Source organism: Fulvivirga imtechensis AK7 (assembly GCF_000331535.1).
Taxonomy (GTDB): domain Bacteria; phylum Bacteroidota; class Bacteroidia; order Cytophagales; family Cyclobacteriaceae; genus Fulvivirga; species Fulvivirga imtechensis.
In genome coordinates, this window is record NZ_AMZN01000072.1 from 88,913 (window position 1) to 113,728 (window position 24,816).

Here is a 24,816-nt window from a genome sequence, read left to right on the forward strand (position 1 = left end):
TATGACAGTTAAAAAAGCTATTGGCAAACTACACCTCTGGCTCGGACTTACCTCCGGGCCGGTGGTGTTTATCGTTGCTGTAACCGGATGTATTTATGCATTTCAGGAAGAGATACAGGACCTGACACAGTCATATCGTTTTGTAGAAGCACAGAATCAACCTTTCCTTCCTCCTTCAAAAATTCGTGAGATTGCCGATGCTGTGCTTCCCGGCAAGTATGTCCACGGTGTACTATATGAAGGTCCCGAAAGAGCAGCTAAAGTCATTTACTTTAAAGCCAATGAGTATTATGACTTTGTGTATGTCAACCAATATACCGGAGAAGTACTGAAGGTTAAAGACGAGTTGAGTGGTTTTTTCAGGATTATCCTGGATGGTCATTTTTATCTATGGCTACCTCATAAAGTGGGCCAAATCGTAGTGGCTTCATCTACATTAATTTTTGTGGTTATGTTGATCACCGGTATCTTTCTATGGTGGCCCAGAAATAAAAAAAGCACGAAAAAGAGTTTTAAGATCAAATGGAACGCTCGCTGGAGGCGGAAAAACTTCGATCTCCACAATGTTTTGGGATTTTACGTGTCCTGGATAGCCGTCATTTTGGCGCTGACGGGTCTTGTCTGGGGTTTTGAATGGTTCAAAAATAGTATATATGCTGTCACCGGTGGAGAAAGATCATTGGTATACCAGGAACCTGCTTCAAAAAGTAGCCCTCGCTCTACAGCGGTTGACAATCCGGTAGATATGGTTTGGGAAAGGGTAAAACAGGAGTATTCTCATGCCGAGTCTATAGAAATGCATTTCCCAGTAACTGATCAGTCGCCCGTGCTCGCTGAAGTGAATACGGACGCTTCTACCTACTGGAAAATGGACTATATCTATTATGATCAGTATACTTTTGAAGAAATCCCTGTGCACCATATATGGAGCAGACTCCATGAGGCGGACTTCGCTGATAAACTCATGCGTATGAATTACGATATACATGTAGGCGCTATTCTCGGCCTCCCGGGAAAGATACTGGCTTTTTTTGCCAGTTTGCTGGTTGCCAGCTTGCCTGTAACAGGAACTATCATCTGGCTGGGCCGCAGAAATAAAAAGAAGAAGGAAAAAGGAACCAACCGGACTAAAAAAGGAAGGAAAAAACAGGCTATGCCAAGGGTGAAAGTACGCGTTGAAGAACCTGTCGGCATCTGAAAATTCAGATGCCGACAGGCAAATGTCGAATTTGTACAATTCACACAGTGCCAGCCGTACTAACTTCAAGTACAAATTTCTACTAAACAAGTTAGTCATGGAAAATAAAAGTACTAAGGCCAGGGTATTCCTCCCTCCGGGTAGTGGACGCAAATATACCATGGGAAGTATGCAAGCTATCTTTAAGGCCGATGAAGAAGAAACCCAGGCCCAATATTCGGTCTCAGAATGGTGGCTTGACCCTCACACAACTGGTCCCGGAGCCCATCTGCATGAAAGCAATGATGAGATATTTTACGTACTGGAAGGTACAGCATCAATGCTCATGGGAGACGAATGGATTGAGGCACAAAAAGGATCCTTTTTCCTCATTCCCGCCAATACCATGCATGACTTTGCCAATAACACAGACCAAAGAACGGGGCTCCTGAACGTCTTCATTCCCGGTGGATTTGAAAGGCAAATGCCAGCTATTGTTAAATGGTTTGCAAAGAATGAAACCGAATAATTAGCTACTGTACCGAATGGAGTCTGATCTCTACTTATGATTATTAATAATAAGGTCAAAATCTCTATCCTTATGCAATATTGCAAGCGAGTGTTTTATGGCATATTGCGCTATAAGACAATCATTACTTTTACGAATGGTAACCCCTTTTTTCCTTAATGCCCTGTATAGATTAGCGGCAGAAATGGCCATCTCCAATCCATCATCATTAAGAATATTGAAGGCAAGTAGATAGTTTTTAATTTCCCGGTATTGCTTGTCATTTCGAATACCTTGCAATACTTCCTGAACAATGGCAGGACACAAATAAATATCCTTATCATTTTCGATATAATCAACAAGTACGGTTACCGCTTCACTTTCAATCCCTTTAAAAAAACCTATCCATACACTGGTATCAGCAATAATTGGCCCGGTCATATAGATCGCATTTCATCCAGATCACCTTCCCAATCAACCTTTCCTTTAAACTTGAGCAGTTTTTTCCTTTTACTCGTTCTTATTAATTCCTTCAATGAAAAATTGACAACGTCTTTAATCGTACTGAGGTTTGTCAATTCCATGGCCTTTTTTATTAGATCAATGTCTAGTTCTATATTTGTCCTTTTGTACATTTTCATAATTATTTATACACAAAAATATTAAAAATCATACACATATCGTAACTTAAATAGTGTTAAATTGGTCGCATAAATATTTTGAAATGACCAGATAGCACCGCATAGGGGGGGACATTAACTAAACCAGAAATATCTACTGCAAATTTCTTTATTTTTAGTCAGGACACGCTAACTATGACATTTATCACCTATACAACATTAGATCAACCTCTATCTATTGATGTCTTTAATCACCACCTGATCAAGCTGTCATTACCGGAACAAGAAAAGATCCTCCGATACCTGAGATGGCAGGATGCCCATGCCAGCCTTGCCGGTAAAATACTACTTCTTGAGGCATTTAAACAGGCCGGCTTTCCTGATATTTCATTAAAAGAAATGTACCGTGACGACTATGGGAAACCCTGTTTAGCCAATACTCCTGCATTTAATATCTCCCACTCCGGAAAGCATGTGGTATGCGCTGTGTCGAATGAAGATGTGCCGGGGGTTGATATTGAAGAAGTGAGGCCAATAGGATTCGAAGATTTTTCATCATACTTTACAACACTTGAATGGAATGCTATTAACCACTCAAGCGACCCTCTGGAGGCATTCTACCAGCATTGGTGTGCCAAAGAGGCTTTTATAAAAAGAGACGGCAGAGGATTGAGCAACGATCTGAGAACAATTGAAGTGACAAATAATCTGGTAAAAATGGATAATCAAATCAGTTATGTCCGTTACTTCGATATTTTCCCCGGATACAAGATGGCACTGGCGACAGAAAAAGACATGGATGTCCAACTGATTCCGCTGCGGCTTAACTCCTCCGAACTACATTGATCTTCCCGGCATGTCTTATATAAAAGCCTTAACATTTTCCTTCGCATGACACTTGAATAAAATTTTTCTATCCACAATTTCTTACTGACATAGGGTTGTCACAAGTCGGTTGTTACTTTGTAAAAAGACTTAAAATTACGCGTTATGAAGCAGCTACCACTTTTCAACAACAGCCTGTCACAGTCACTGCAAATGGACTTAAAGAGAAAATTAAGAAGAAGCAGAAAGACTCGGCCGGTAGATACCCTCCAGAGAAACCTGTGGAAACAGGAAACTGAAGAAGAAAAGGAGATGGCTTTGTTTTTCCTTGATCTCAGAAATTTCACGCCTTTCGTGGAAAGTCATGTAGCGGCTGATGTTATTTATGTTGTCAGGAAGCTATTTTCTACCTTTCAAAATATCATCCGTATTAACCATGGGCAGATCATTGAAACATCCGGTGATGGCTTTTATGCTGCCTTTGGGTTTGACCGCAGAATAGAAGAGGCAGTTAATTCCGCTGTGAAGGCTGGTAATTCCATTTTAGATACACTTGAGTTGTTAAACGAGAGATCGTTTGAAAAGAAGCTTAATCACAAAATTGAAGCAGGTATTGGCTTACATGCCGGAAAGGTAGCCACAGGCACTATTCTGCTAAATGGCAAAGATCATCTGATTGTGATGGGTTATCCTGTTAATATTGCAGCCCGATTGGAAGCCGCAACAAAAGAACTCAACAACAATTTTATTGTTTCTTCTACTGTCTTTGATCTTTTGAAATCTCCTCCTGAAGAGAGTGCTATGGCTGAGGTGAAATTAAAAGGGGTTGCAAATCCTTTCAAATTACATTTAATCGGCAAGTCATACGATCAGTCATAAGGGATTTTGTATTTTGTTTTTGTTAAAGAGGTATATTAACCAGGCAAATGATATAACGAATATCATTCTCTGCCATATACCCATCAAATCTTCAACATAGAATATTAGAAGAGATAGAGAAGGGGCGACAATGGCAATGACAATAGCTGCAACCCTGTCTTTCGCATGTACAATAAAAGCTATTGAAATAGCGAGTGTGGTAAAAGCAAAACCGGTCAGTGAGGCAAAAATGGAATGTAATTCGTCTTCTCTGATATTATAAACCTCGTTCTGATCAATCGGGGCATGTCTAAAAAATCCTGTCATAGTTAATGACGCCCCAAAAACAACCAATACAACCTGGTGAAAGCCATATCCCCTAAAAAAATTCCAGCCAGCAAGCATACTGCTCGCGCCAAGCATGACAAAGGTGGCGTTCATTATCCCGGCATTTGGGGCATATTGTGCTCCAAGATGGCTGGTAGTGTTTCTCCAAATGGAATAATTTTCAGTACTGAAAAAAGGAAGTATAAAAATAACGCCCAGCATCAGGCAGTATACCATTAGCAGTAATTTAACGCTATTTCTCATGGCTCTAACCTTCAAATTTCTTCGTTAGCTCCACTAAGACTTCGATGGCCTGCTGTTCTTGTTTTTTATCAACAAAAATATGATCGTGATAATATCCCGCCACCACATTACAACTGATATGATGTTTTGCCAATTCGGAAGAAAAAACTGCTGTGAGACCTACTGCCTCAAGAGAAGAATGCACCATTAATGTAATCCATGAAGCGACATAATCGTACTTTAAGTTTAATAGATCAGCCTCTTCTCGTTCGAGAATAACGGTTATACCCTCTTTTTCTCTGAATAAACAGAGTACATCATCCGGTGGAATATTTTTCATGGTATCCACCAGTGAAAATACATATTCACCTGCGTTCAATTGAGGTTTCATACCCTTAACAAGTTTTACCAAATCGGTTTCTCCAGCCATTTTCAGCTACGTTTTAAGTAAGTTAACAGTGAATGAGTTGATACCAATACCCAGGCTCCTTCTAAAATAATAAATGGTATATATTCCAACAATGCAGAGGCCAGGCACGCCAGGGCAGCGCCACATAAGTTGAGCAGAATATAAGCCAATGCTCTATTCGAGAGTCTGCCACTGACATTTAAAAAATACGCCATTAATATAAGAAAAACACCAAGGGATCCTACCCAATCAATTGCTGTCATGTTCGTTGTTTTTTGAAAACAGAAAAAATGTATTCAATACAAAAGAAGGCATATGGCCACTACCAGCATGTGTCTCAAATTAATAATATGTTTCATGCCGGAATCACAAAAGTGACTAAACTACTATTATTTGAATGTTCGAACTACGAATCCAAAACTGTCGTTGCAGTGTTAAAATATCAACCATGATCGTCAATACGATAAAAGGTGGTCATCTTACCATTTACCTCTCTTTCCTCCACCAGCTTCATCTGTAGTCTTTCGCACACTTTTCTGGAGGTGTAATGAGGAGCATCGCATGCCGCAATCAAATAGTTGAATTCTAACCTATTGAAAGCATAATCAATAACGGAGGAGGAGGCTTCTGTTGCATAGCCCTTTCCTGTCATTTCAGGCCTAAGACCATACAACAATTGAGGTTGGTCTTCCCCGAAGAATACCCATAATCCCGCAAAACCCGCAAATGTATTATTCTCTTTTACTATTATTTTCCACAGCCCCCAATGATTGCTTTCAAACAGTTCTTCATTCGTTGTTAGGATTTCACGGGTCTGTTCGATACCAATTATCTCATTATCCCAAAGGTATCTTCGCACAAAACTGTCTGTAAAAGTTTCATGGAGCATCTCCAGGTCATTTAATTCAAAGGGGATTAATTTTAATCTTTTTGTTTCTAATGTTGGTTTCATAGAAGTTATATGGTTGTAAGAGAAAGGATCACTCACTTATTAACTTCTCAAAACAAACACTGTTTTCCACACCTTCATATTGACCATAATTGGGAATTTCTCTGTATCTATTCCTTAGATATAATGCTATTGCTTCAGGCTGTTTTTTGCCTGTTTCGAGCACGCACTTATTGTATCCCAACTCGGCTGCCCAAGCCTCTAATTCTCCTAAAATTGCAGAGGCTATTTTTTTTCCACGCTGCTCAGGCAGTACGTACATCCTTTTCACTTCCATGGCTGTATTGTCAAGAGGCTTGATAGCCCCACACCCTACTGCCCGGTCACCATCGTATGCTAACACTACATACCGTAGTTTATCAATCTTGTTAAATTGAGCATAAAAAGCATGTTCGTCACCGTCTCTTTCAGCGAGATCCTTATCGAGAAGCCCTACCAGCTTAATAAAATCTACATTATGAGAATCACATTTTTCGAGATGTACCATTCGCCATTCGTTTTTTAGCTTGACTTCTTAACGAATTTTGTAAGGATCACAATCTGTTGCCCGTTTACCTTCCCCTCTATTTGCTCAGGATTATCCACAACTAAGGAAATGCCACGCACCGCTGTACCTCGCTTGGCAGTAAAATTTGCACCCTTTACGTTCAGGTCTTTGATCAGCACCACAGTATCTCCGGCTTGCAACAGAGCTCCGTTACTATCAATATGTCTGAGAGCTTCATCCTGATTAGTTCCTTCTCCGGTAGCTTTGGCCCAGGCAAGGGTTTCCTCATCCAGGTACAGCATATCCAGCAGTTCTACCGGCCAACCCTCACCGCGCAACCTGTTAAGCATCCTCCATGCCACCACCTGCACTGCGGGCACCTGACTCCACATGCTGTCATTAAGGCATCGCCAATGGTTGGCATCAACTGCATCCGGATCTTCTATTTGCTCCAGGCAGGTTTTGCATACCAATATGTGCTGGTCGGCACCACCATCCTTAGCAGGAGCCACTTCATATATAGTCAGGTTTTCTGTGACTTCACAAAGCTCACATTTTGCTCCGCTCCTATCGTATAATTCTTTCTCTATATTCATTGTATTATCGTTTACACAACAGGTTAAGCTGGCCTTTGGACCACCACGCCTGCCGTGGCGCAAGATATAAAAATCTACTGAGTCATTTCTCTATTTTTTTGAATGGTCAGGGTAAACTTGTGTCGGTATTCTTTTTCTGCGCAGCATGCTCAAAAATTCAGGTGTGATACCCAGGTATGAAGCTATGTCCTTCTGTGCAACGCGGGTTTCCAGGCCGGGGTATTTCTCTGTAAATCGCCTGTATTTTTCTTCTGCATCCAGGTATAGATTCTGGGTGAGGCGGTGTTGGAGCATAATATACGAGTCTTGTAGCATGGTGCGATAATACTTTTCAAACTTAGGAACCCTGACCAACAGCTTGTCATAATTTTCCTTGTTGAGTTGCATTGTCATTGTATCCTCAACAGCCTGGATGTCATAAAATGCTGGTTTTCCCAGCAAGAAACTTTCAATATCAAAGGCCCACCAGCCTTCGAGGGCAAATTTAACCAGGTGCTCAAGTCCATCTTTATCTGCATAAAACACCTTTAGGCAGCCTCCCAAAACGAAAGTTTGACTCTTGCAGATGTCACCAGATCTAAGAACAAATGTCTTTTTCTTAAACTGCTGTGGTTTTAGCAGGGAGGTAAAATAGTGCTTTTCCTCAGAGTTCAGATCAATAACTTTCTGCACATGGGCGATTAAATATGAAGTATTCATAATCTTCCGTTAGTCCAGCTTGAGTATATTCTTTATCTCCGGCCTTATTAATATTTCCTCAAGTAAGTTCTTATGAGCAGTCTCCTCAAAAGGATGCTGCCGAAATAACTGTGTATGATAATCCTCTTTGATACGATCCAGTTCATCCGACTGATGCACCAACTGGTGGTGATAAATTTTTTCCTTAAAACTTCTATTGAATATCAATTTATCCGGATTAACATATCCCCGTTTTATAAACCCCTTTGTTTTCTTGCTACAGGTACAAGGGTTTTCCCTGTTCACCAGGCTGCATTGATTGTTCATAAAGTTAAAAAGCTCCTTTCTGGCTCTTGAAAGTTTTTGTCGATAGTTAACGGGACTCATGGCAAAAATTTCACTACCCAGCTTATGATCTATTTTAAAAATATCACCCAGCACGTAGATCAATCGTTGTTCCCTGTCAAGGCACATCAACATTCCAGACATGCAGCTAATTTTGGCTTCCTCCAACGCTTCTTTTAGTATGGCCTCTTCTTCAACTGTCAAAGTTTCATTGGCAATTCCTTCCAAATTATCCTTATAACCCGCAAAACCTTTTGAAATAGCTTGTTCAACACTCTTTTTTGACATATCCAGCATGTGATTAACAGCTATCTTATACAACCAGGTGCTAAATGCACTTTTAAACTGGAAGGTGTCTAATCTTGTGATGATCTTTATCCATATCTCCTGACTTACATCCTGTGCATCTTTATGACTGTACAAGGTTTTAAGACAGATATTAAACACGTACCCATTGTATTTCTCCACAAGAGTATTTAAGGCATCCTTATCACCTGATAAGGATGCTTTTACAAGTTCAAAATCAATATTGTTTTTCACGTTCGCTATCAGGCTATTAAATACCAGAAATCCAGTATGGCAGTATCAGGAATCATTATATCCATTAATTCAAGACCAATTGGCTCTTGCAGGTAACCAAAGCACACCTCTCTGGTCTTTCCCAATGTTTTTCCAAATACTATTTCTGAATAAGTATCTTCGTCCAGCATACCTATAAAATGCTCCAGCGTATTATCCTGAAGGTCCAGGTATTGATCTTCAAGTTTTTGGGAGATATCCAAAATATACCTTTGGGAATATTTTTCCTCTTTTTTCACCTTAAATATACCGTGCTCAAAGCAACTGAAATGTTCCGGAACCAAAAAATTCTTTTTCAATATGCTATGATAATACACAGTCACTGAACTACCGCTTATCTGCTGCATATAGTGTCGGGCATAAGGGTCATTTTTAAATCCCTGCTCCACAGCTTTCAGTGCTTCCCGATCCTTTGCAAATAATAAATTTGCATATTCACCCTTTAGATTTCTTAGCAAAAAGTGACTTACCACACCCACCTGCTTTTTGAGGTAATTTTCTTCAAACTGCATGGCCGTTGCAATAAAATCTTCATCCGTTACATCAGCAACTTTTGAAAAGGAAGTAAATTCCATCGCGGTGGGGCATTCTCTGTTCAAATACATCATCATGTCGTCTTTTAATTATGAATAATTATGTTGTTAGCCCTTTAGACGACTAATAATTTATGATGTGACAAAAATCGAATTTGCTTTATTTTTCCATGCCGAAATGCCTGAGTACTTTCAATGCTCTTAATGTATTCCAGCGACTCGACTTGCCGGCAGTTTCCATTTGGAAATGCACTTGTCCGGGATGCCTGGCTTGCTGGTTCCAGGTACCATCTTCATTTCGTTTAGATACTATAACCTCAATAGCATCCTGCATTCTCTTGTCATAAGGTTCCCCCGCCATTTGAAAGTAATCCAGAGCCCTCAAAATGTCGTACCTCCATCTTGGCGGATAGGTTATTGCGAGCATCTTTTTATCAATGATTTCGCCGGTTTTGTCTGATTTATAAAGCTTATGCAGAAGTATAAACTCTTTTGAAACCTTTGCTGCATGCCTCAGGTCTTGCAAACGGTAGGTGTAACCATTCTGTTCGTATTCCCAAATTCCCTCCAGCACCGATAGTGTGGTATGGAGGGAACTGTGTCTGGCTCCACTCCTGTTGGATCGACAGTTAAAGCCTCCGTCCGCCATCCATTGAGACAAAACAAAATCCACTATAGATTGGAGGTCAGCCTCATCAGCACCAAAATAGCAACAGTAATTCAATGCCATACCATTGATGCAAACATCACTATTCCCGATAGTCCTGCTAGGGTTTATTCCTCCGTCCGCTCCCTTCTCTTCATTAAGGATCATTTTTATTGTTTGCCGGATTGGCTTGCAATTGGCTATGCAAAGATTTTTTAGGTCGAGCAGGGTGTAATGAGTGGATGTCCACTTCGGCTGATAGAAACTCTGCCCCCAATGACCATTGCTGCCCCGGCAGGAAAGAAACTGCTTACCCCAGCCTTCATGAGCAATCCGTTCCTTCAGCTCTTTTCTTTCCTCATTTAACAGGTCTCTGTAAGTCTGATATTGAATCGAGACGTCTCCTTTCAGCAGCCATTCTATTATTTCATCGATGTTCATGGTCCCTTTGATTTTATACCTCCGTCTTGTTCTTTCAGAGAACAATCCCTTTGTCATATTTAGTGTCTGTAAGAAAACTCTAAGTGGCTTTAATGTTCCCACCAAAGGGCGGGACGAAGTCCCAAAAAGCGGTAGTCCCGTACAGTTGTTTACAGTTGTTTGGAAGAGCATTTTTGGGACAAGCGTAACGCAGACATTGATGTTTTCTTAGAGACACTATTTAGGATATTCGGAAGGGAATTTCTATGATAAAAGTCATTGATTAGCCTGTTTTTTCCGGTGAATAAAAAGAGACTATCCCGATTGGAATAGTCTCTTTAATTGTCAATTTGCAAAGTTTATATCAGTTTTAATTTACCTTTTCAAACACCAGTGTCTCAGAGCAGTCTGATGATTTCACCTGCTGAAGTTTCATTTGGGTTCAACCTATCCACTTTCTTTCTTTGAGTATATCAACCGCATAATTGTTGAGTAATTTCACGTTAGCACTGTAACTTTTAAATGTAGCATGGGGAACTTTTTTAATAATTACACAAAAAGAGCTGCCTTCATAATTGAAAACAGCTCCTTTTAAGAGAAAGACTAATAGTTTATAGAATAATACTTTCTCTGGCTCCACCAGAAGCAAACAATGCTCTCATCCGGGCTTTCTGGCCTTCGGAGAACATGTACATGCAAGCATCGTCAGTATAATCCATATAATTCATGGTCATATCTGTCGATTTGCAGTTAACCGTAGGGTATGCCGGGCAACCATAATTAGGTCCATCCGATGAAGGTGTATCCGCTACAAAATCATCCTGACGGCATCTTCCGTCACCCCAGATGTGACGCAGGTTCAGGTAGTGACCTACTTCGTGTGTAGCAGTCCTTCCTTTGTCGAAGGGAGCTGATACATATCCGGTAGTTCCGAAATATTGCGGTGAAATAACCACGCCATCGGTTGATGCACTTCCACCGGGAAATTGAGCATAGCCCAAGATACCTCCGCCAATATTACATACCCAGATGTTAAGAGCACTTTCAGGCGTCACCACATCAACACCACCGTTTGATGCAAATTTCATTTCATCACGAGTGCCCCATGACGTACGGGAAGATGCTTTACGGGTAACACCGGCCAGTGTGAAGTTTACCTGCGCATTACCAACTACTCCTGCAAATTCAGCAGGGATATTGTTGAGGTCGTTGTTGCTTGCATTGTAATCAGCATTCAAAACGTTGATTTGTGAATTAATCTGAGCATCGCTGATGTTTTCATTAGCATTGCTATAGATAACATGCACATAAACAGGGATGTTGATCACACCCAACCCATCATCAACGGGGTCGCTACCACCTCCGCCATCATCTCCACCGCCACCGTTGCCATTTCCGCCTCCCACGCCATCGGGCTTCTTAGAAGCGATAAACTTTCGAACATTGCGCTCAATGTTGTACATTTTTTGGTGCAAACCAGGATTTTCATCCAGTTGGCGATTGAGCACTCTCATGGAATAACATTGCTTTCCATCCGCAGCTACTCTGCCTACTTCGTTCTCATAAGTGTAAGTGTAGAAATCGCTCATATCAACTTCAATTTCTTGATTGGGGGTGTTCACGATTTCCTTGTGCTCGTCATCACAGGCTGTAAAAAGCGCTGCTCCTACGGCAAGAGATAATAAATACTTCTTCATAGTTATAGGTTGAAAATTAAACATTCGCGCAATTTAAGGATTTTCTTTTAGGGGGCCATGGTAAAATCTAATTTTCCCAAGAATACAATAAACCAAATTAGATTCCACTTATTGACACTTTTACGAGATAAAGTTATATAAGCAACTGGATTATGATTTGGAGATAGCGAAATAAAAAATCACGAATATATTTTTTATGAGAAAAATCAACCCTACAGAGAGTCAGAACCACCGCACCCCACCACTCCACGAGAAACTGAAACATAAATCACATCTATACTCATGCTAATGGCAATGAGAACTTATCCATACAAGATGAAAACTATTATTATTTCTAAAGAAGCATGCTATGCCCTCCCCTCCAAGGGTTCGAAACCCTTGGAGAGTTAACCTAACATTAAAAATACTTGCTCACCACCAACCTCAAAAAGCTATCCCTCCTCATAAAATGAACAAATTCTTTATCGCTCACATTTTTAAAGAACCTTCCCTCAAGCTCCACAGTCCAGGTTTCACCAAATCGCCTGCTGCCTTCAACACTGATCAGTCGTGATCCTTCGTGAAGATCAAAAATGGCTCCGGCAAGCAATTGGCTGTCACTCATATCGTTAAAGGCAAGTCTTACACCGGTAAAAACATCATTCTGGAGACTGTTAAAGGCCAGCTCATCGCGGCTGTCGTACAGATACTCGCCCAGCAACCCTATGTCGAGCCCCTTGCCGCTCACATTTCCAAAAGTATACTCAAAACCTGCTGCCAGGGCAGTGTAATCTTTGATGCCGTTGCTATTGTAAATGGCTTCGAGCTTCCACAATACCGGACCAGTAGTTGCCTGCAGATCAAGACCTGTCTGGTTTACTAAGGCAAATTCAAGCTCAAAAGCCTCACCCTCTTTGATCAGTGGCTGCCGGCTGGTGCCATAAAAATGCGAAATGCCAATATCAAACACTCCAAAGAAGTGTGACCATCGAAAAGCCAGGTCCGGATGAAACTCCTCCATATCACTTTCGAACTCAATGTCATCAGCATCAATAAGAAATGGTGTCCTTAGTCTGCCATTCTCACCCGGAAAAGTAGGTGTACGGAAGTAGGGCATCACAAAGGCATCAAACGTTCCATAGGGCTTCACTACGGAGTAATGTACCATCGGCTGCCCCAGCTTGGCTTCTCCGTCAAAGCTTTCTACTATATCCGTTTGGTTGATAACGTTAACAATATGGGCAGACTCTGTTACTCCCCAGAAAACCTCCTTTAGCCCCACGGATAGTTCCTTGTTGTCTCGGACCATCCGCCAGTACAGCTCCCTAATGTCAGCATGCGTTCTGTTTTCATCATGTTGGTCGTACCTGCCAAAGAGCGACATCTTAAATGAGGATCGGCCATTGTTCCACTCCACAAAGTATTCTGGCCTTAGTGCAATAGAAAGATAATTTTGCTTCTGACCTTCATATAACCCCTCATTAAAAAAGAACCGCTCTTCCAGTTCCACATCAGCGCTGAAATCCTGATAAGGTTTCTCCTGCGCCCAGGCATAAGCCGGCCATATGGATATCAGACAAAGGAGTTTTAAACTATTACTATTCATAAATACCATTTATTCAAAGTTTACTACAGAGAAAGCAGAGAGGGTTTCTCTGCTTTCTCTACAAATTGTCAGTTTTCTTAGGCAATTTCCTATACTACCTACCGGCTCTCACCAGGCTATTTTGTGTAAAGTCCTGATCGCTGATGCCGGTTTTAAAAGCATAATTTTCAAAGATCAGTCTCGTTTTCTTACCCGTTTGATGGTTCTCCATTACCATTTGTGAAGCTCTCCAGTGTTTGCCCAGGTATTGTTCATAGCCATTATAATCCAGGGTTTTAAGTAATGCATTCTTACGGTCATAGAAATCAATTTTTTCAATTCTGTAGTTGTCCTTGTTATACCAAACCACCTGCCTGGTATAGCCCGATTTAGGATCTACAGGGTATCGTTCCACTACCAAAGCCGAGACTCCATTAAGGTTATCCTCCTTAATAAACTTATAGGTATACTTTTCCACCTCCTGAGAAGAAAGGTCTTCATAGGCAAACTCGCTACCCATAAATGGTCCCGATTTATTATCGGATGATATTCTCTTTACCCTTTTTATCGATGGAAGATAAAGCCACTGATCATCAGAAGTTGTTTTATGGGTAAAGGTGAGGGTGGCTGTACCCTCTACATCCCTGGGGCTGTTGAAAACGATAAGCGATTTGTCACCATCTTCGTGCAACTCCAGTGTTTTATTTTCCAGCAATCGCTCACTCTCCTGACCATTTTTGTTGGTCAGGATCATTTTTAACGATACTTGTGAACTTTCAAACCCCCGATCGACCTCGTCAGCCTTTTCGGCAATAGCCAGGCCTTTTTGCTCGGGAGTTTGTCCCTGTGAAATGAATGGTACAGAGCATAATACTGTTATAATTAATGCTATTTTTTTCATTTTTATAGTTTTATAGTTTGACATATTTTTAACTCGCCAGGCTCCCGGAGAATAGACGCACAATACAAGGGTTCTTTATCATCGCTAGGCTGCCTGCATCTCCAGTTCTGCTTTTTTATCTGCTTCCTCTACCTCGTTGGTATTATTAGCGAACATGATCAACATGGCCGGCAACAGGAGAAAATCAAGGATCAGTGCAAGAGAAATAATAAGCATTGTGATCTTAGCCATACCGGAATTCATACCAAAATCTGATTGAGCGATGACTAAAAAGCCCATCACCAGCACGAAAGTAGTGACTAACAAAGCCTGACCAACCGTAGAGAAAGCATATCGCACTGCATCTTCAGCGCCCATGTTCATTTCTCTTCTTGCTCTGAGATACTTGGTCAGAAAATGGACGGTATCATCAACGATAATACCGAGCGTCATGCCGAAAACTATGCTAATACCGGTATTGATGTACCCCACGAACAGTCCCCATAAACCAAGTCCCACAATCAGTGGAGTCAGGTTGGGGATCAGACTGATCAATCCGAAACGGAAGCTTTTTATAGCAATGGCCAGTACAAAACTGATCAGCAATAGTGCAAGTACGGTACCGGTGATCATACTGTTGATCTGCCGTTGGGTCAGGTGAGCAAACATCATCGTACTGCTAACACCCTCCGATTGCATATATGAAGGTGCGTTTCCCTTCAGCCAGTCACTCACCTGTTGCTCCAGGGCAAGCATTCTATTAGTCGAAATGTTTTTCAGTGTTACAATTACCCGGGTTTCAGACTTATCTACATTAACCTGGTTATTGAGGTCAAGCCCAAAAGGAAGTGACATCTCATAGAGCAACAGAAACTGCGCAGCCTGTTCCCTGTTGTCCGGAAGTGTATAATAGTCGAGATTATCACCATGCATGGATTTGTTCACCTGACGGGAAACTTCGGTAAATGAGTTCACATGGATTACCTCGTCATGCGTGTAAAGCCAACTCTCAAACTCCTGTAGCTTTTCGAGGTATGCCGGGTTATTAATACCTCCAGGCTCACCGGATCCCATAGAAAATTCCATGGTATAGATCCCGGTCAGGTGTTCACTGATATAGTCGGTGTCGGTTCTGAATTGAACATCCTTAGAAAAGTACTTGATAAACTCATCGTTCAGCTCATTGCTGAATATGAATACCGAAGAAATGACAATCACAGCCACACTTCCTATAGCTACTCTCCCTTTTTTGGCAATGACAAATTCAGCGAGCCTTTCCATAAAAGTAAGTGGTCTTTTTTCCATATTAGCCCTGGCTTTTATTCTTACAGGAAGAACTGCCAACAAAGCGGGTAAAGTGATCACTGAAAATATAAAAGCCGCGGTCATCCCTAATGAGGTCAGGTTTCCAAGATCGCGAAAAGGAGGCGAATCGCTAAAATTCATGGAAAGAAAACCTATGACAGTGGTAAGACTGGTAAGGAACACCGGCAGATAATTGACCCTCAAACTTTCGATAATAGCCTCTCTCTTTTCAAGGCCATTTCTAAGCCCCTGCGTAAAAGTGATGAGAATGTGGATACTGTCAGCCACCGCCAAGGTCATGATAATGTTCATGAAAGCTGATGAAGGCGGTGTAAGGAAGATACCGAGCCAACCGCCAAGCCCCATAGCAGTGACAATCGAAAAAATGATCACTACCAAAGTGGCAAACGTACCGCTGATGGTTCTGGTAAATAACAGAATGGTAACGAGGACGATTAAAAACATCAGTGGCGTTAAGGTAGACATATCGTTAAATGCTGCTTCCTGAAAAGCATTGTTCAGCATCACCATTCCAGAAGTGTAAATATTCAGATTAGGATATTTTTCCTGAAATGCCGCTATTTGCTCTCTGGCATATACCACCACTTTTTCATTGTCTTTTGGGTCGCCATGGTCCGGTAGCTTCACTGTAATGTTCACTGCAGTAATACTCCCATCTTCATCCACCAGGCGATTTTTAATTCTTGGGTCAGTAGTAGCTATACTTTTAATGTCAGCTAACTGCCCGGCAGTCAGGGTCTCTGCATTACTTACAAGGTCATCTACATAAAGATCATCTCCTTCTGAACGGGTGTATTGAAAATTCGTAATGGCATCCACCCTTGTTGAAAAGGATGTTTGCCAGCCCAGAGCTACAAATTCCTCAATAGCGCTCAAAGTAGAAGGTGAAAAAACATTACCATCTTTTGGTTCAAATACTACGAAGACATTATCATCTTTGGTGTATTTGTTTTGAAGCGCGTCATAGGCCAGCAATTGCGGGTTGTCTTCACTGAAGAAAACATGATAATCGCTATTGAAGGTTATATTCTTTGCCCCATAGCCGGCTGCCAGCACAGATAGCACTGACGCCAAAATAAGCATCCATCGGTAGCGGATCACGAATCTGGCCAATCCAGCGCCAAATTTTCCACTTTTGGATTTCAATGATTGAAGGCGGTTGTTCATTTTACAGGATTTTTACGGTTTTAAAATATTTTGTATTTCGTAATATTTAATAACCGAAACGAATACCAAAAACTTTGGTTTCAAAATATTTCAATTTTCGAAATATTTTTTAACTGAACATTTTTGGCTCCAGTTTTGTATTAATAGAAGTATTTTCATAAAATGCTAAAAATTTGACGAGGGCACATGAAGAACAGGGAAGAGCTTATCAATGAATTTATGGATGTATTTGAGCTGCTAATTGCAAAAACGCAGGAAACAGATCAATCATGTATAACTATTATTGGCGCAAATGATATTACCAAGCAGGATTTAGCCATTATAGCATTTGTTGGCAAACGAGGAGAAGTGATCATGCGAGAGATTGCTGAATACCTGGACATCCCCTACTCCACAGCTACAGGCATTATAGATAAGCTGGTGAATAAAAAAGTACTAAAAAGAGTCAATTGCCCTGACGACCGCAGAAAAGTAGCAGTAGGCCTCACCCCAAAAAAAGGCCAGGAAGTATTTCAGCAATTCACTGCCTTCCGACATGGCCTGGGAGCCAAAGTACTGGCGCCCATGGATGAACGTGACTTTGAAGATATGGACAGGATCATGAAGAAAATGGTGAAGCAGATCTCTGTAAATATGCAAAAGGAGGCCGATCAAAATATCGCAAAAGCACAATAGATCGCTTCCAAAACCCTCCATCACGGCTGCAAGTGACAGGCCATAACGAGAGGGTAAAAGCATTGCAGTAGTTCACTCAATAAGAAAGCCCGGGTGTTTTTTGAATATATTGGTCCGTATGCAACTGCTGCAGCATAAACTTTGCCACATCAGCACGGGATATTTTCAACTTTATGGCTTTTTCCGTTGCTGAGAATCCATGCCTGAATTTACCGGTAACTTCTCCATCGGTAAACGCCCCCGGACGAACAATTGTCCAGTTAACAGAGGAATCCTTAATGTACCTTTCCTGCAACTCATGATCTAAAAAGGCTTTTTTCAGAAACCAGCCGAACATAATGTACTTCCAGAAAAAATTCAGGTTTGCTTTGCTATCACCAGCCCCCAAAGTAGTCTGACATATCAACCGCTCCGCGCCTGATTTTTCCATTCCATGAATGATATTTCGTGTGCCTACAGCACGGATCTTCCCTGCTCTTCCGTCACCCAGCGTGCAAAAAACTGCATCATGTCCTTTAACAGCTTTCTCTACTGAAACAGGATCCAGTACATCACCTTTTAAAATGTTGAGGTTATCATGCTTGATATCTTGCAGTTTTTCAATACTTCTGACAAAAGCAGTCACATCGTGTCCTAATGAAAGCGCCTGTAGCACAATTTGCTTGCCTATGCTCCCCGTTGCTCCGAAAATAATTAGTCTCATGTTTTTCTTTTTTTCAGCAAAACTATAGACAGAAAAACAGGTGAGATAGAATGCAACCGACAGCCAAAGAAAATCAAAAGATGGACCTGTGAAGGGAAGAAAAAAAGCTGCACCTTAGCTAGCTAGATATTCTCTGGGAGTAAGACCGGTAAATTCCTTAAATGTCCTAATAAAATGAGACTGGTCGGCAAAGCCGTTGTCAAAGGCGATGTCTGTTAGCTTGGTTTGTTGGTTTGACTTCAACTGCTCAATAGTCGCATTGAACCTACATATTCTTGCATATAGCCGGGGTGTAATGCCTACATGTCGCAGAAACATGCGCTCAAAGGTTCGCTCTGACACACGCAGGTCTTTTTGAAGTGATTTCAAGGTCACACTTCCCGCTGATGCTGTCATTTTATTAGTAACATACTGCAGCTCACTTTCAACTGAAAGGTTATTTCTTGTGATCAATTTGATCAAAAAATCCGACAATAAATATACTTGTCGCTCAATAGAAGCCTCCTGACATAATTCCATGGTTTTGGCTACTTCACCAAACGGCAGCAGGTCAAAATCCAGACAAGTATCTGTAAACTCATGAGCTTCAACACCAAATAATGACCTGATAACATGGGGGTAAAGATAGATTACAATGATCCTGCAGTCTCCTCCGGTAGTTATTTCGATAGGCTTCACTGTCTGGCCATATAGAAACAGTGAAGGAAGTCTTTTCTTTCCCTCATGGATCAGCAGGTCCTGACTTGACTCCTGGTACATTATACCCGGCAATCCATCAGCAAAGAATTTGAAGCTTTGCAAAGAGCCATTCAAGGTGTCAGATTGCAGTGTCCGTATGTCTTTGACAAAAGGACTCAAGACAGTATATACATCAGGTAACAGATTCTTTATCACAGAAACACTTTATTTCAATAAGAACAACAAATTTCGTTCAGATTGTTTTCTTTGAATTGAACGAATCCGACAGTTTATTTGTCGATGTATATTATTTCGCCATCTACAAGTTGCCACCTGGAAAAACTTCTTTCATTAACATCCCCGTTTCTATCAAAATCCAGCTTTCCCGTTATGCCTTCATAGTTCACATCTTTGCCACTATTTATGAACTCCCGCGCTTGTGAAAAATTTTCGCTCGTCACAGGCAGCCCTTTTGTTGCTACCATCTGTAAATGCAGCGATACCAGAAGTGGGTCTGTACTGTTAGCATTCATAACCGCCAATGCCATTAAATACACTATGTCATACGTATATTCAGCCGCAAGAGAGAGTGGCTTTTGTGCATATTTTTGTTCGTATTTGGCCGCAAACTTTTCATTTCCGGTAAAAGGCAGGTAAAAACCATACATGCCATTCAACACTTCTAGATTTCCCATCTGTGCCAGATCCTCTCCCGTAGCACCGTCACTCATAACAATTACAGGTCTATAGCCGTCCGAAAATACCTTTTTCCGAGCCATCTGATGGGATATAGCTGAAAAACTTTTAGCCAGACTAATAACATAGATAACATCGGGTTTACCCATTAGAAGGCTATCCAGCTTGTCACCCATATCATAATCATCAATATTAATATGTGGGTTGATTCTTACAGCGTTTAATATCATTCCTCCGGCTTCCTCAAACTCTCTGGCAAATGTTTCCTGCAATGTACGTCCATAAAAATTATCATGATACAGCACCGCAGCCTTTTGACTTCCAAGGTCACTATAGCAAAAAGCGGCAGCCTGTTTTCCCTGAACAGCATCGGAAGGACACGTTCTGAAAATAAGACCCCGGTCTTGCAATGCACTTACCGCAGGTGATGTGGCTGTAGGAGAAACAATCATGAAATCTTTTTTAGGTAGCAGTTGGTCCGACAGGTTTATAAGACCATCGGAGCTGGTCGGCCCCAAAAATAAGTGGGTGTTGTAGTTATCAATAAGGCGGTTTGCTCTTTTTACAATAAACTCTTCCGTTGCACCAATATCTGCCGGAACTAAAAAAAGCTTTTTACCTGATACCCCGCCCTGCTTATTAATCTCTTCAATAGCCAACTGGGCGGAGTTGATTAGCTCCTTTGTAAAATCAGGATAACCGGCCATCGGAAGCAGGTATCCGAGATTTACAGTATTACCGGAAATAATGGCTGATGAATCCACGTCCAGTGGTAATAATGGCTTCACTACATCCACAGCCGAAAGCTCCTCCAAAGAAAACTCAAGGTACCGCTCCTGTTGTTGAGCAAAGGCATTCGCTGTGAGTGAAATAGAAGCCGTAATTGTCATTAACCATTTTCCAACATATGTCATACTACTGTTTTAGTTTATTGCGTTAAAAAATTTGAATATCAGAAAAATATACCAATATGAGAAGTGCATAATGTATGGATTTCTGACATGGGGAAATACGTCCACAACACCTTAGAAAGCAGCCGGATGTTTCATTTCTACTAACTGCTCTTCGCGATGAGGATAAAATCAGGGATATCGAAAAACAAAAAAGTCTACAGGTCTCCGGCAAAATACTAAGTCGGAATCTGTAGACTGGAATATATCAAGTGGGATCAGGCTATCTCAATTGCCTTAACCGGTTTTCTCTTGGCTTCAGCAGTTTTTGGAAGATGTATCCTGAGGATGCCATCTTCATATGCTGCCTTTATATTATCAGCCTGCACGGTTTGAGGCAGATCAAAAGATCGAAAGAACGATGTATAGTCATACTCCCTGCGTGTATAAGTACCTTTTTGCTCTTCAGATTCTTCCTCTTTTTCTGCCTTTATTTCCAGTATGTTATTATCAACGTCTACGTGAAAATCTTTTTTGGCCATACCGGGTGCTGCCAGTTCTACCAAAAACTCATCATCGGTTTCTCTGATATTCGTTGCAGGTACTCTGGCATAACGAGTCGGTTGGTTGAAAAATCGGTCCATATCAAGTATATCCATTAGGTTGCTACGCATTCCGGGTAGCACATCCATTGCTCTTCTTGTTAGTAGTGACATAGTTTTAATAGAAGGTTTAAATGATGATTTTTTTATAGCGCCATGGAAACAGCCTTTCTATTGATCTCCTTCTCAGCGAGATTAGAAAGATCCTGATCAATGCCTTTTTCCTGCTCTAGCGCCTTATGCAGGCTATCGGCTATTTCTTTATGACCGATTTCCTTCGCATAAGAAGTCAGTGATCCAAAGCCGGTGATCTTGTTGTGGTTCAATCGCTGAATAGAATTCACAATCACTGCATCACGTACCTCCGCATCCTTGCTTCGATCAATCAGGCTTTTAGTTTGTTTTATAATCGATTCACAACAGTGGTTTTTTTCACCCTGGGCGCTTGCATTCAGCTTCTTGAACGCTTCATCCAAATACCTGATCTCCGTATTTGCTACATCCAGTTGCCTGTCTATGATCTTCCTTAGCTGTTGATTTGTTACCTGCTTTTGAATACCTGGCAATTCCTTCTGCTCCTGCTTAGCAGCGTCATAAAGCTCCCTTCCCTGTTCTAAAAAAAGGTCTTTGAGGTTTTCCAATTTCGTTGTCATATTTAATGTGTTTTTAGTTGGACAATGGTTAAATAATTCCGTCCAAAATTACTCTGCGAACAGGGAGTAGGCCAATGACTTTTGTTATTGGAATAGAAGATTTGCATCCTGATGTTTAATAGCTGGCAACCCCGTTAAAAAACGGTTAAGCTGACGGCTACACTGTTTTACAATTAAACGATTCGGCAGTATCCTCAACCAGCCAATTGAACAGTGCCTTGGCTGACCGGTAAGTAAGCACTGTTGAAGGCTGTCCGGACCACATCGGAAGTAAATCATATCTGCGTAGAGCAAGTGCAGCTTTTCTCAGCGGTGCAAGGTATGTGCTTTGTGCCGGGTATGGCGCAAAGCTCTCCTGTGAGTTGTTCTTAAAATCCAGTATAATTTTATTTGACAATGCTCGTGCCAAACGACCGGTATACACCTTTGTAAGTTCAGTTTTTAGTTGTGTGTCCAGCAGCTTTTGTTTGTGGTAATCGGGTGCGTTGGATTCATCAGTAGCCAGAAAAGCTGTACCTATTTGCACCGCAGATGCTCCTGCCTGCAACATAGCACATATACTCTTCCCATCAGCTATCCCACCAGCGGCTATCACAGGAATAGCCACATTTCTCACTACCTGAGCGACCAGGGGAATAGTTTTAGTTAATGACAGATCTGCAGGCTTAAGGAAAGAAGCCCTGTGCCCGCCTGCTTCTGTACCTGATGCCACTACCAGATCCACCCCGGCTTGTTCGGCTAGAACAGCCTCGTCTACAGTTGTAGCCGTGGCAATGATAACAATGCCGGTTTTCTTCAGCTCCAGAATGTAGTTTTGCGGTGGTATTCCAAAAATAAAACTCACTACCGGAGGCCTTGCCTTTAAGACAGCCTTGATCTGATCATCAAAATTTGGGCTATCCGGTATTGAAAATTCGGGCTGCGGAATGCGTAGCTCATCAAAATATGGTTGAAAACGTTGTTTTAAAGCTTCAAAATCTTCAGATCGATAGTGAAGCAGAGGATCATGTTTTAAGGGCACCCACAGGTTGAGGGCATAAGTTTTATTTGTCAACGACCTGATCTCGGCATTGATTCTTGTTATTTCTTTTGGAGTACAGGCATTTAATCCAAAAGACCCCAATCCACCTGAATTGGAAACAGTAGCGACCAGTTTGGCGGAAGAAAACCTTCCGCCAAATGGCCCTTGAATAATAGGATATTTAATCCTTAGCAGGTCAGTTACCCTTGTTTTGTTCCACATGAGTAAATATCTTGTTTACGATTTTCCAGGCGCCCTCCACAACACTCAACGAAAGGTAGTCGTAGTAGTTGTAGCCAAGCATTGGTAAATGTAATTTAGCAATAGCAACGTTACCCATAATTTCTATAGCAACGATCTCCATTTCAAATTGCTCTCCCAAAGCATTTGGGGACTGCCTGTTCTCTACACCTTCGATATACTCGTCCAGCGTTTTGATGTACCCTGCTCCTTTAATATCTCCATATAAACAAGCGCTGTTCACAAAGACCTGCCGCAATTTTTGCACATCACCATAAAAAATCCCTTCAAAGTAGATCTTTATTACTTCCTGTATCTGAATAACTTTTTGTTCATACATACTTTCCGTGATTTTAAATAGTGTCTCTAAGAACGCCAATGTCTGCGTTACGCTCGTCCCAAAAATGCTCACGTACCTCAGTGCGTTCCGCTTTTTGGGACTTCACAAGCCTTGACCTTGACGTTTTCTTAAAGCCACTTGGAGTTTTCTTACAAACACTAAATAGCATGGCCTACAGTATGACCTCCGGCTACATTTAAGATCTCTCCGGTAATAAATTCCGAATTCGCCAGGTACCAGGCCGCCTGAGCTACCTCTTCGGGCTCGCCAATTCTGCCAAGCAGATGGAGACCTGCCAGACTATCCGCGTCCTCCACTCCAACTTTGCCCTGCAAGGGCGTTCGGATGATACCAGGAGCAATGGTATTTATTTTGATGTTGTTTTTCCCGAATTCGGCAGCTAACTGTCGTGTGAGGGCATGAATAGCGCCTTTGCTGGAAATAGGGGCAGTAGCCGGCAGGTTTGCAATAGCATGATCCACCAACACTGTTCCGATATTGATGATCGATCCCTCCCCCTGCTTCAGCATTTGGCGCACTGCCGCTTGTGACGCAAAATAGGTGCCTTTTAGGTTGGTGCTTAAAAATTGATCCAGATCATGCTCCTGTACTTCCAAAAATGGCTTCGGCTGGAACACTCCTGCATTATTGATTAGCACGTCAAGCCGCTTGAAATGACTGATGGCGGTGTCTATGAGCTGCTGTCCTACCTCTTTTTTGCCGATATCACCAGCCACCATAACCACATTTTCCGGTGATCCAAACTCTTCATACGCATCCTGAAGCCTTTCCTTACTAAAGGAATTAATAACAACGTTGCTCCCTTTTTCCATAAATAGTTGCGCAATGGCCTTGCCTATTCCTGTCGATGCCCCGGTTACAATTACTGTTTTTGCTTTCATAATCATCAGTTTTTATTTTTTATACTTTTTTATTTCTGAATATTGTCTTCCGCTGAGTCCCCAGTTGTCGATAGGTACTTCATCAATCACCACATGAGTGGTATCAGGATTTTTGTTGAGCACTTCCACCATCAGGCGTGTTATCCCTTCTATGAGCTTTTGCTTCTGTTCCCTGGTCACCAGCTCGTCAGTGACCTTGATATTGATGTATGGCATATTTTTAAATGTTTTAAAATATTTCGGATACAAAGATGAGCCAGAAATAGCGCTGGTGACGAGGAGTTAAATCACTAATAAAGTGTGAGGTAGATCACCTTCCGATGAATGATAAATTACAATACCCAATCAAAATCAGGGGAAGGAAAAGGTCAATGTTATTAAGAATGTCATCCCCTCCCGATTTCATATATTTCATATCGGGAGAGGGATCTATTCACAAATAACTGCTTCAAAGGTGTATAGATCTCTCCCTCTGGTCCCTCGAGGCCATGCTCGGAACAGGTGAGATGACTGTGCTTCTTAGGAACGATTTTCTTAGCTTAACGTGAGTTCGATATAGTAGAACCGATTAAATTGTATTCG

General features: G+C 41.5%; 30 protein-coding genes. 5 read left to right on the forward strand and 25 right to left on the reverse strand.

Annotation, left to right across the window (positions count from 1 at the left end):
• Position 1: 1 nt before the first annotated feature.
• Together C900_RS20820 and C900_RS20825 are read left to right on the forward strand one after the other, a co-directional pair.
• On the forward strand, positions 2 to 1,198 hold the full coding sequence (locus tag C900_RS20820; protein ID WP_009582183.1) for a PepSY-associated TM helix domain-containing protein: 1,197 nt from the start codon (positions 2 to 4) through the stop codon (positions 1,196 to 1,198).
• Positions 1,199 to 1,295: 97 nt separating this feature from the next.
• Positions 1,296 to 1,706, forward strand: a complete 411-nt coding sequence (locus C900_RS20825) for a cupin domain-containing protein (RefSeq protein ID WP_009582184.1) — start codon at positions 1,296 to 1,298, stop codon at positions 1,704 to 1,706.
• Positions 1,707 to 1,736: 30 nt separating this feature from the next.
• Here the strand turns inward: C900_RS20825 and vapC are convergent, their stop codons facing one another.
• Both vapC and C900_RS20835 read right to left on the reverse strand, forming a co-directional pair.
• Complete coding sequence (vapC, locus tag C900_RS20830) at positions 1,737 to 2,126, reverse strand: type II toxin-antitoxin system VapC family toxin (protein ID WP_009582185.1); 390 nt, start codon at positions 2,124 to 2,126, stop codon at positions 1,737 to 1,739.
• Complete coding sequence (locus C900_RS20835; RefSeq protein WP_040497223.1) at positions 2,123 to 2,320, reverse strand: type II toxin-antitoxin system VapB family antitoxin; 198 nt, start codon at positions 2,318 to 2,320, stop codon at positions 2,123 to 2,125. The genes vapC and C900_RS20835 overlap by 4 nt, the downstream gene beginning before the upstream one ends.
• Before the next feature lie 180 nt (positions 2,321 to 2,500).
• On the opposite strand from C900_RS20835, the gene C900_RS20840 reads away from it, so the two are divergent.
• Together C900_RS20840 and C900_RS20845 are read left to right on the forward strand one after the other, a co-directional pair.
• Complete coding sequence (locus C900_RS20840; RefSeq protein WP_009582187.1) at positions 2,501 to 3,151, forward strand: 4'-phosphopantetheinyl transferase family protein; 651 nt, start codon at positions 2,501 to 2,503, stop codon at positions 3,149 to 3,151.
• A 144-nt stretch (positions 3,152 to 3,295) separates the two neighbouring features.
• Positions 3,296 to 4,009 (forward strand): adenylate/guanylate cyclase domain-containing protein, encoded by a 714-nt coding sequence (locus C900_RS20845; RefSeq protein ID WP_009582188.1) that lies wholly within the window; start codon positions 3,296 to 3,298, stop codon positions 4,007 to 4,009.
• Here the strand turns inward: C900_RS20845 and C900_RS20850 are convergent.
• The 14 genes from C900_RS20850 to C900_RS20915 all read right to left on the reverse strand — a co-directional run bounded on the left by C900_RS20850 (position 4,004) and on the right by C900_RS20915 (position 16,834).
• Entirely contained in the window at positions 4,004 to 4,579 is a 576-nt protein-coding gene (locus C900_RS20850) for a DUF998 domain-containing protein (protein WP_083867547.1), read from the reverse strand. The two genes, C900_RS20845 and C900_RS20850, sit on opposite strands and share 6 nt — an antisense overlap.
• Before the next feature lie 4 nt (positions 4,580 to 4,583).
• Positions 4,584 to 4,988 (reverse strand): ACT domain-containing protein, encoded by a 405-nt coding sequence (locus tag C900_RS20855; RefSeq protein ID WP_009582190.1) that lies wholly within the window; start codon positions 4,986 to 4,988, stop codon positions 4,584 to 4,586.
• 2 nt (positions 4,989 to 4,990) lie between these two features.
• Positions 4,991 to 5,230: a CBU_0592 family membrane protein gene (locus tag C900_RS20860; RefSeq protein WP_009582191.1), complete on the reverse strand. Its 240-nt coding sequence runs from the start codon at positions 5,228 to 5,230 to the stop codon at positions 4,991 to 4,993.
• Positions 5,231 to 5,409: 179 nt separating this feature from the next.
• Positions 5,410 to 5,919 carry a GNAT family N-acetyltransferase gene (locus C900_RS20865; protein WP_009582192.1) on the reverse strand — a complete coding sequence of 170 codons (510 nt, stop codon included), beginning with the start codon at positions 5,917 to 5,919 and terminating at the stop codon, positions 5,410 to 5,412.
• A gap of 28 nt (positions 5,920 to 5,947) precedes the next feature.
• On the reverse strand, positions 5,948 to 6,403 hold the full coding sequence (locus tag C900_RS20870; RefSeq protein ID WP_009582193.1) for a GNAT family N-acetyltransferase: 456 nt from the start codon (positions 6,401 to 6,403) through the stop codon (positions 5,948 to 5,950).
• Positions 6,404 to 6,417: 14 nt separating this feature from the next.
• Positions 6,418 to 6,999 (reverse strand): PhnA domain-containing protein, encoded by a 582-nt coding sequence (locus tag C900_RS20875; protein ID WP_009582194.1) that lies wholly within the window; start codon positions 6,997 to 6,999, stop codon positions 6,418 to 6,420.
• Positions 7,000 to 7,089: 90 nt separating this feature from the next.
• Positions 7,090 to 7,698 (reverse strand): Crp/Fnr family transcriptional regulator, encoded by a 609-nt coding sequence (locus C900_RS20880; RefSeq protein ID WP_009582195.1) that lies wholly within the window; start codon positions 7,696 to 7,698, stop codon positions 7,090 to 7,092.
• Between the two features lie 9 nt (positions 7,699 to 7,707).
• Complete coding sequence (locus C900_RS20885; RefSeq protein WP_009582196.1) at positions 7,708 to 8,562, reverse strand: RNA polymerase sigma factor; 855 nt, start codon at positions 8,560 to 8,562, stop codon at positions 7,708 to 7,710.
• Positions 8,563 to 8,570: 8 nt separating this feature from the next.
• On the reverse strand, positions 8,571 to 9,212 hold the full coding sequence (locus C900_RS20890) for a hypothetical protein (protein ID WP_009582197.1): 642 nt from the start codon (positions 9,210 to 9,212) through the stop codon (positions 8,571 to 8,573).
• 82 nt (positions 9,213 to 9,294) lie between these two features.
• Positions 9,295 to 10,221, reverse strand: coding sequence for a hypothetical protein (locus C900_RS20895; RefSeq protein ID WP_040497226.1), 927 nt, complete (start codon positions 10,219 to 10,221; stop codon positions 9,295 to 9,297).
• Positions 10,222 to 10,811: 590 nt separating this feature from the next.
• Positions 10,812 to 11,897 (reverse strand): zinc metalloprotease, encoded by a 1,086-nt coding sequence (locus tag C900_RS20900; protein WP_040497227.1) that lies wholly within the window; start codon positions 11,895 to 11,897, stop codon positions 10,812 to 10,814.
• Positions 11,898 to 12,294: 397 nt separating this feature from the next.
• Positions 12,295 to 13,482 (reverse strand): hypothetical protein, encoded by a 1,188-nt coding sequence (locus C900_RS20905; RefSeq protein ID WP_157494102.1) that lies wholly within the window; start codon positions 13,480 to 13,482, stop codon positions 12,295 to 12,297.
• Between the two features lie 94 nt (positions 13,483 to 13,576).
• The gene (locus tag C900_RS20910) at positions 13,577 to 14,362 is read right to left on the reverse strand and encodes an outer membrane lipoprotein-sorting protein (protein ID WP_157494103.1); all 786 of its coding nucleotides are present in this window, start codon (positions 14,360 to 14,362) and stop codon (positions 13,577 to 13,579) included.
• An 84-nt stretch (positions 14,363 to 14,446) separates the two neighbouring features.
• On the reverse strand, positions 14,447 to 16,834 hold the full coding sequence (locus C900_RS20915; protein ID WP_009582202.1) for an efflux RND transporter permease subunit: 2,388 nt from the start codon (positions 16,832 to 16,834) through the stop codon (positions 14,447 to 14,449).
• A gap of 186 nt (positions 16,835 to 17,020) precedes the next feature.
• Here C900_RS20915 and C900_RS20920 point away from each other — a divergent pair, with 186 nt between their 5' ends.
• Positions 17,021 to 17,509, forward strand: coding sequence for a MarR family winged helix-turn-helix transcriptional regulator (locus C900_RS20920; protein WP_009582203.1), 489 nt, complete (start codon positions 17,021 to 17,023; stop codon positions 17,507 to 17,509).
• Positions 17,510 to 17,585: 76 nt separating this feature from the next.
• Here C900_RS20920 and C900_RS20925 read toward each other — a convergent pair whose 3' ends face one another.
• The 9 genes from C900_RS20925 to C900_RS20965 all read right to left on the reverse strand — a co-directional run bounded on the left by C900_RS20925 (position 17,586) and on the right by C900_RS20965 (position 24,450).
• A complete protein-coding gene (locus C900_RS20925) occupies positions 17,586 to 18,212 on the reverse strand; it encodes an NAD(P)-dependent oxidoreductase (protein ID WP_040497214.1) in 627 nt (208 codons plus the stop codon).
• Between the two features lie 114 nt (positions 18,213 to 18,326).
• Positions 18,327 to 19,106, reverse strand: a complete 780-nt coding sequence (locus tag C900_RS20930) for an AraC family transcriptional regulator (RefSeq protein ID WP_040497215.1) — start codon at positions 19,104 to 19,106, stop codon at positions 18,327 to 18,329.
• A 74-nt stretch (positions 19,107 to 19,180) separates the two neighbouring features.
• Positions 19,181 to 20,500 carry an ABC transporter substrate-binding protein gene (locus tag C900_RS20935; protein ID WP_009582206.1) on the reverse strand — a complete coding sequence of 440 codons (1,320 nt, stop codon included), beginning with the start codon at positions 20,498 to 20,500 and terminating at the stop codon, positions 19,181 to 19,183.
• A gap of 254 nt (positions 20,501 to 20,754) precedes the next feature.
• A complete protein-coding gene (locus tag C900_RS20940) occupies positions 20,755 to 21,192 on the reverse strand; it encodes an Hsp20/alpha crystallin family protein (protein WP_245558465.1) in 438 nt (145 codons plus the stop codon).
• A 32-nt stretch (positions 21,193 to 21,224) separates the two neighbouring features.
• The gene (locus C900_RS20945) at positions 21,225 to 21,731 is read right to left on the reverse strand and encodes a YciE/YciF ferroxidase family protein (RefSeq protein WP_009582208.1); all 507 of its coding nucleotides are present in this window, start codon (positions 21,729 to 21,731) and stop codon (positions 21,225 to 21,227) included.
• A gap of 157 nt (positions 21,732 to 21,888) precedes the next feature.
• Entirely contained in the window at positions 21,889 to 22,974 is a 1,086-nt protein-coding gene (locus C900_RS20950) for an NAD(P)H-dependent flavin oxidoreductase (RefSeq protein WP_009582209.1), read from the reverse strand.
• A complete protein-coding gene (locus tag C900_RS20955; protein ID WP_009582210.1) occupies positions 22,949 to 23,332 on the reverse strand; it encodes a nuclear transport factor 2 family protein in 384 nt (127 codons plus the stop codon). The genes C900_RS20950 and C900_RS20955 overlap by 26 nt, the downstream gene beginning before the upstream one ends.
• Before the next feature lie 158 nt (positions 23,333 to 23,490).
• On the reverse strand, positions 23,491 to 24,234 hold the full coding sequence (locus C900_RS20960) for an SDR family NAD(P)-dependent oxidoreductase (protein ID WP_009582211.1): 744 nt from the start codon (positions 24,232 to 24,234) through the stop codon (positions 23,491 to 23,493).
• A gap of 12 nt (positions 24,235 to 24,246) precedes the next feature.
• Positions 24,247 to 24,450 (reverse strand): tautomerase family protein, encoded by a 204-nt coding sequence (locus C900_RS20965; RefSeq protein WP_009582212.1) that lies wholly within the window; start codon positions 24,448 to 24,450, stop codon positions 24,247 to 24,249.
• Between the last annotated feature and the right edge of the window lie 366 nt (positions 24,451 to 24,816).

Bases quoted from the DNA above. Each gene is read 5' to 3' on its own strand.
- C900_RS20955 (WP_009582210.1), bottom strand. From the start codon at position 23,332: ATGTATGAACAAAAAGTTATTCAGATACAGGAAGTAATAAAGATCTAC.
- vapC (WP_009582185.1), bottom strand. From the start codon at position 2,126: ATGACCGGGCCAATTATTGCTGATACCAGTGTATGGATAGGTTTTTTT.
- C900_RS20835 (WP_040497223.1), bottom strand. From the start codon at position 2,320: ATGTACAAAAGGACAAATATAGAACTAGACATTGATCTAATAAAAAAG.
- C900_RS20900 (WP_040497227.1), bottom strand. From the start codon at position 11,897: ATGAAGAAGTATTTATTATCTCTTGCCGTAGGAGCAGCGCTTTTTACA.
- C900_RS20920 (WP_009582203.1), top strand. From the start codon at position 17,021: ATGAAGAACAGGGAAGAGCTTATCAATGAATTTATGGATGTATTTGAG.
- C900_RS20870 (WP_009582193.1), bottom strand. From the start codon at position 6,403: ATGGTACATCTCGAAAAATGTGATTCTCATAATGTAGATTTTATTAAG.
- C900_RS20950 (WP_009582209.1), bottom strand. From the start codon at position 22,974: ATGTGGAACAAAACAAGGGTAACTGACCTGCTAAGGATTAAATATCCT.
- C900_RS20940 (WP_245558465.1), bottom strand. From the start codon at position 21,192: ATGTCACTACTAACAAGAAGAGCAATGGATGTGCTACCCGGAATGCGT.
- C900_RS20910 (WP_157494103.1), bottom strand. From the start codon at position 14,362: ATGAAAAAAATAGCATTAATTATAACAGTATTATGCTCTGTACCATTC.
- C900_RS20875 (WP_009582194.1), bottom strand. From the start codon at position 6,999: ATGAATATAGAGAAAGAATTATACGATAGGAGCGGAGCAAAATGTGAG.
- C900_RS20880 (WP_009582195.1), bottom strand. From the start codon at position 7,698: ATGAATACTTCATATTTAATCGCCCATGTGCAGAAAGTTATTGATCTG.
- C900_RS20925 (WP_040497214.1), bottom strand. From the start codon at position 18,212: ATGAGACTAATTATTTTCGGAGCAACGGGGAGCATAGGCAAGCAAATT.
- C900_RS20965 (WP_009582212.1), bottom strand. From the start codon at position 24,450: ATGCCATACATCAATATCAAGGTCACTGACGAGCTGGTGACCAGGGAA.
- C900_RS20850 (WP_083867547.1), bottom strand. From the start codon at position 4,579: ATGAGAAATAGCGTTAAATTACTGCTAATGGTATACTGCCTGATGCTG.
- C900_RS20845 (WP_009582188.1), top strand. From the start codon at position 3,296: ATGAAGCAGCTACCACTTTTCAACAACAGCCTGTCACAGTCACTGCAA.
- C900_RS20865 (WP_009582192.1), bottom strand. From the start codon at position 5,919: ATGAAACCAACATTAGAAACAAAAAGATTAAAATTAATCCCCTTTGAA.
- C900_RS20905 (WP_157494102.1), bottom strand. From the start codon at position 13,482: ATGAATAGTAATAGTTTAAAACTCCTTTGTCTGATATCCATATGGCCG.
- C900_RS20895 (WP_040497226.1), bottom strand. From the start codon at position 10,221: ATGAACATCGATGAAATAATAGAATGGCTGCTGAAAGGAGACGTCTCG.
- C900_RS20820 (WP_009582183.1), top strand. From the start codon at position 2: ATGACAGTTAAAAAAGCTATTGGCAAACTACACCTCTGGCTCGGACTT.
- C900_RS20825 (WP_009582184.1), top strand. From the start codon at position 1,296: ATGGAAAATAAAAGTACTAAGGCCAGGGTATTCCTCCCTCCGGGTAGT.
- C900_RS20840 (WP_009582187.1), top strand. From the start codon at position 2,501: ATGACATTTATCACCTATACAACATTAGATCAACCTCTATCTATTGAT.
- C900_RS20915 (WP_009582202.1), bottom strand. From the start codon at position 16,834: ATGAACAACCGCCTTCAATCATTGAAATCCAAAAGTGGAAAATTTGGC.
- C900_RS20890 (WP_009582197.1), bottom strand. From the start codon at position 9,212: ATGATGATGTATTTGAACAGAGAATGCCCCACCGCGATGGAATTTACT.
- C900_RS20945 (WP_009582208.1), bottom strand. From the start codon at position 21,731: ATGACAACGAAATTGGAAAACCTCAAAGACCTTTTTTTAGAACAGGGA.
- C900_RS20935 (WP_009582206.1), bottom strand. From the start codon at position 20,500: ATGACATATGTTGGAAAATGGTTAATGACAATTACGGCTTCTATTTCA.
- C900_RS20855 (WP_009582190.1), bottom strand. From the start codon at position 4,988: ATGGCTGGAGAAACCGATTTGGTAAAACTTGTTAAGGGTATGAAACCT.
- C900_RS20860 (WP_009582191.1), bottom strand. From the start codon at position 5,230: ATGACAGCAATTGATTGGGTAGGATCCCTTGGTGTTTTTCTTATATTA.
- C900_RS20960 (WP_009582211.1), bottom strand. From the start codon at position 24,234: ATGAAAGCAAAAACAGTAATTGTAACCGGGGCATCGACAGGAATAGGC.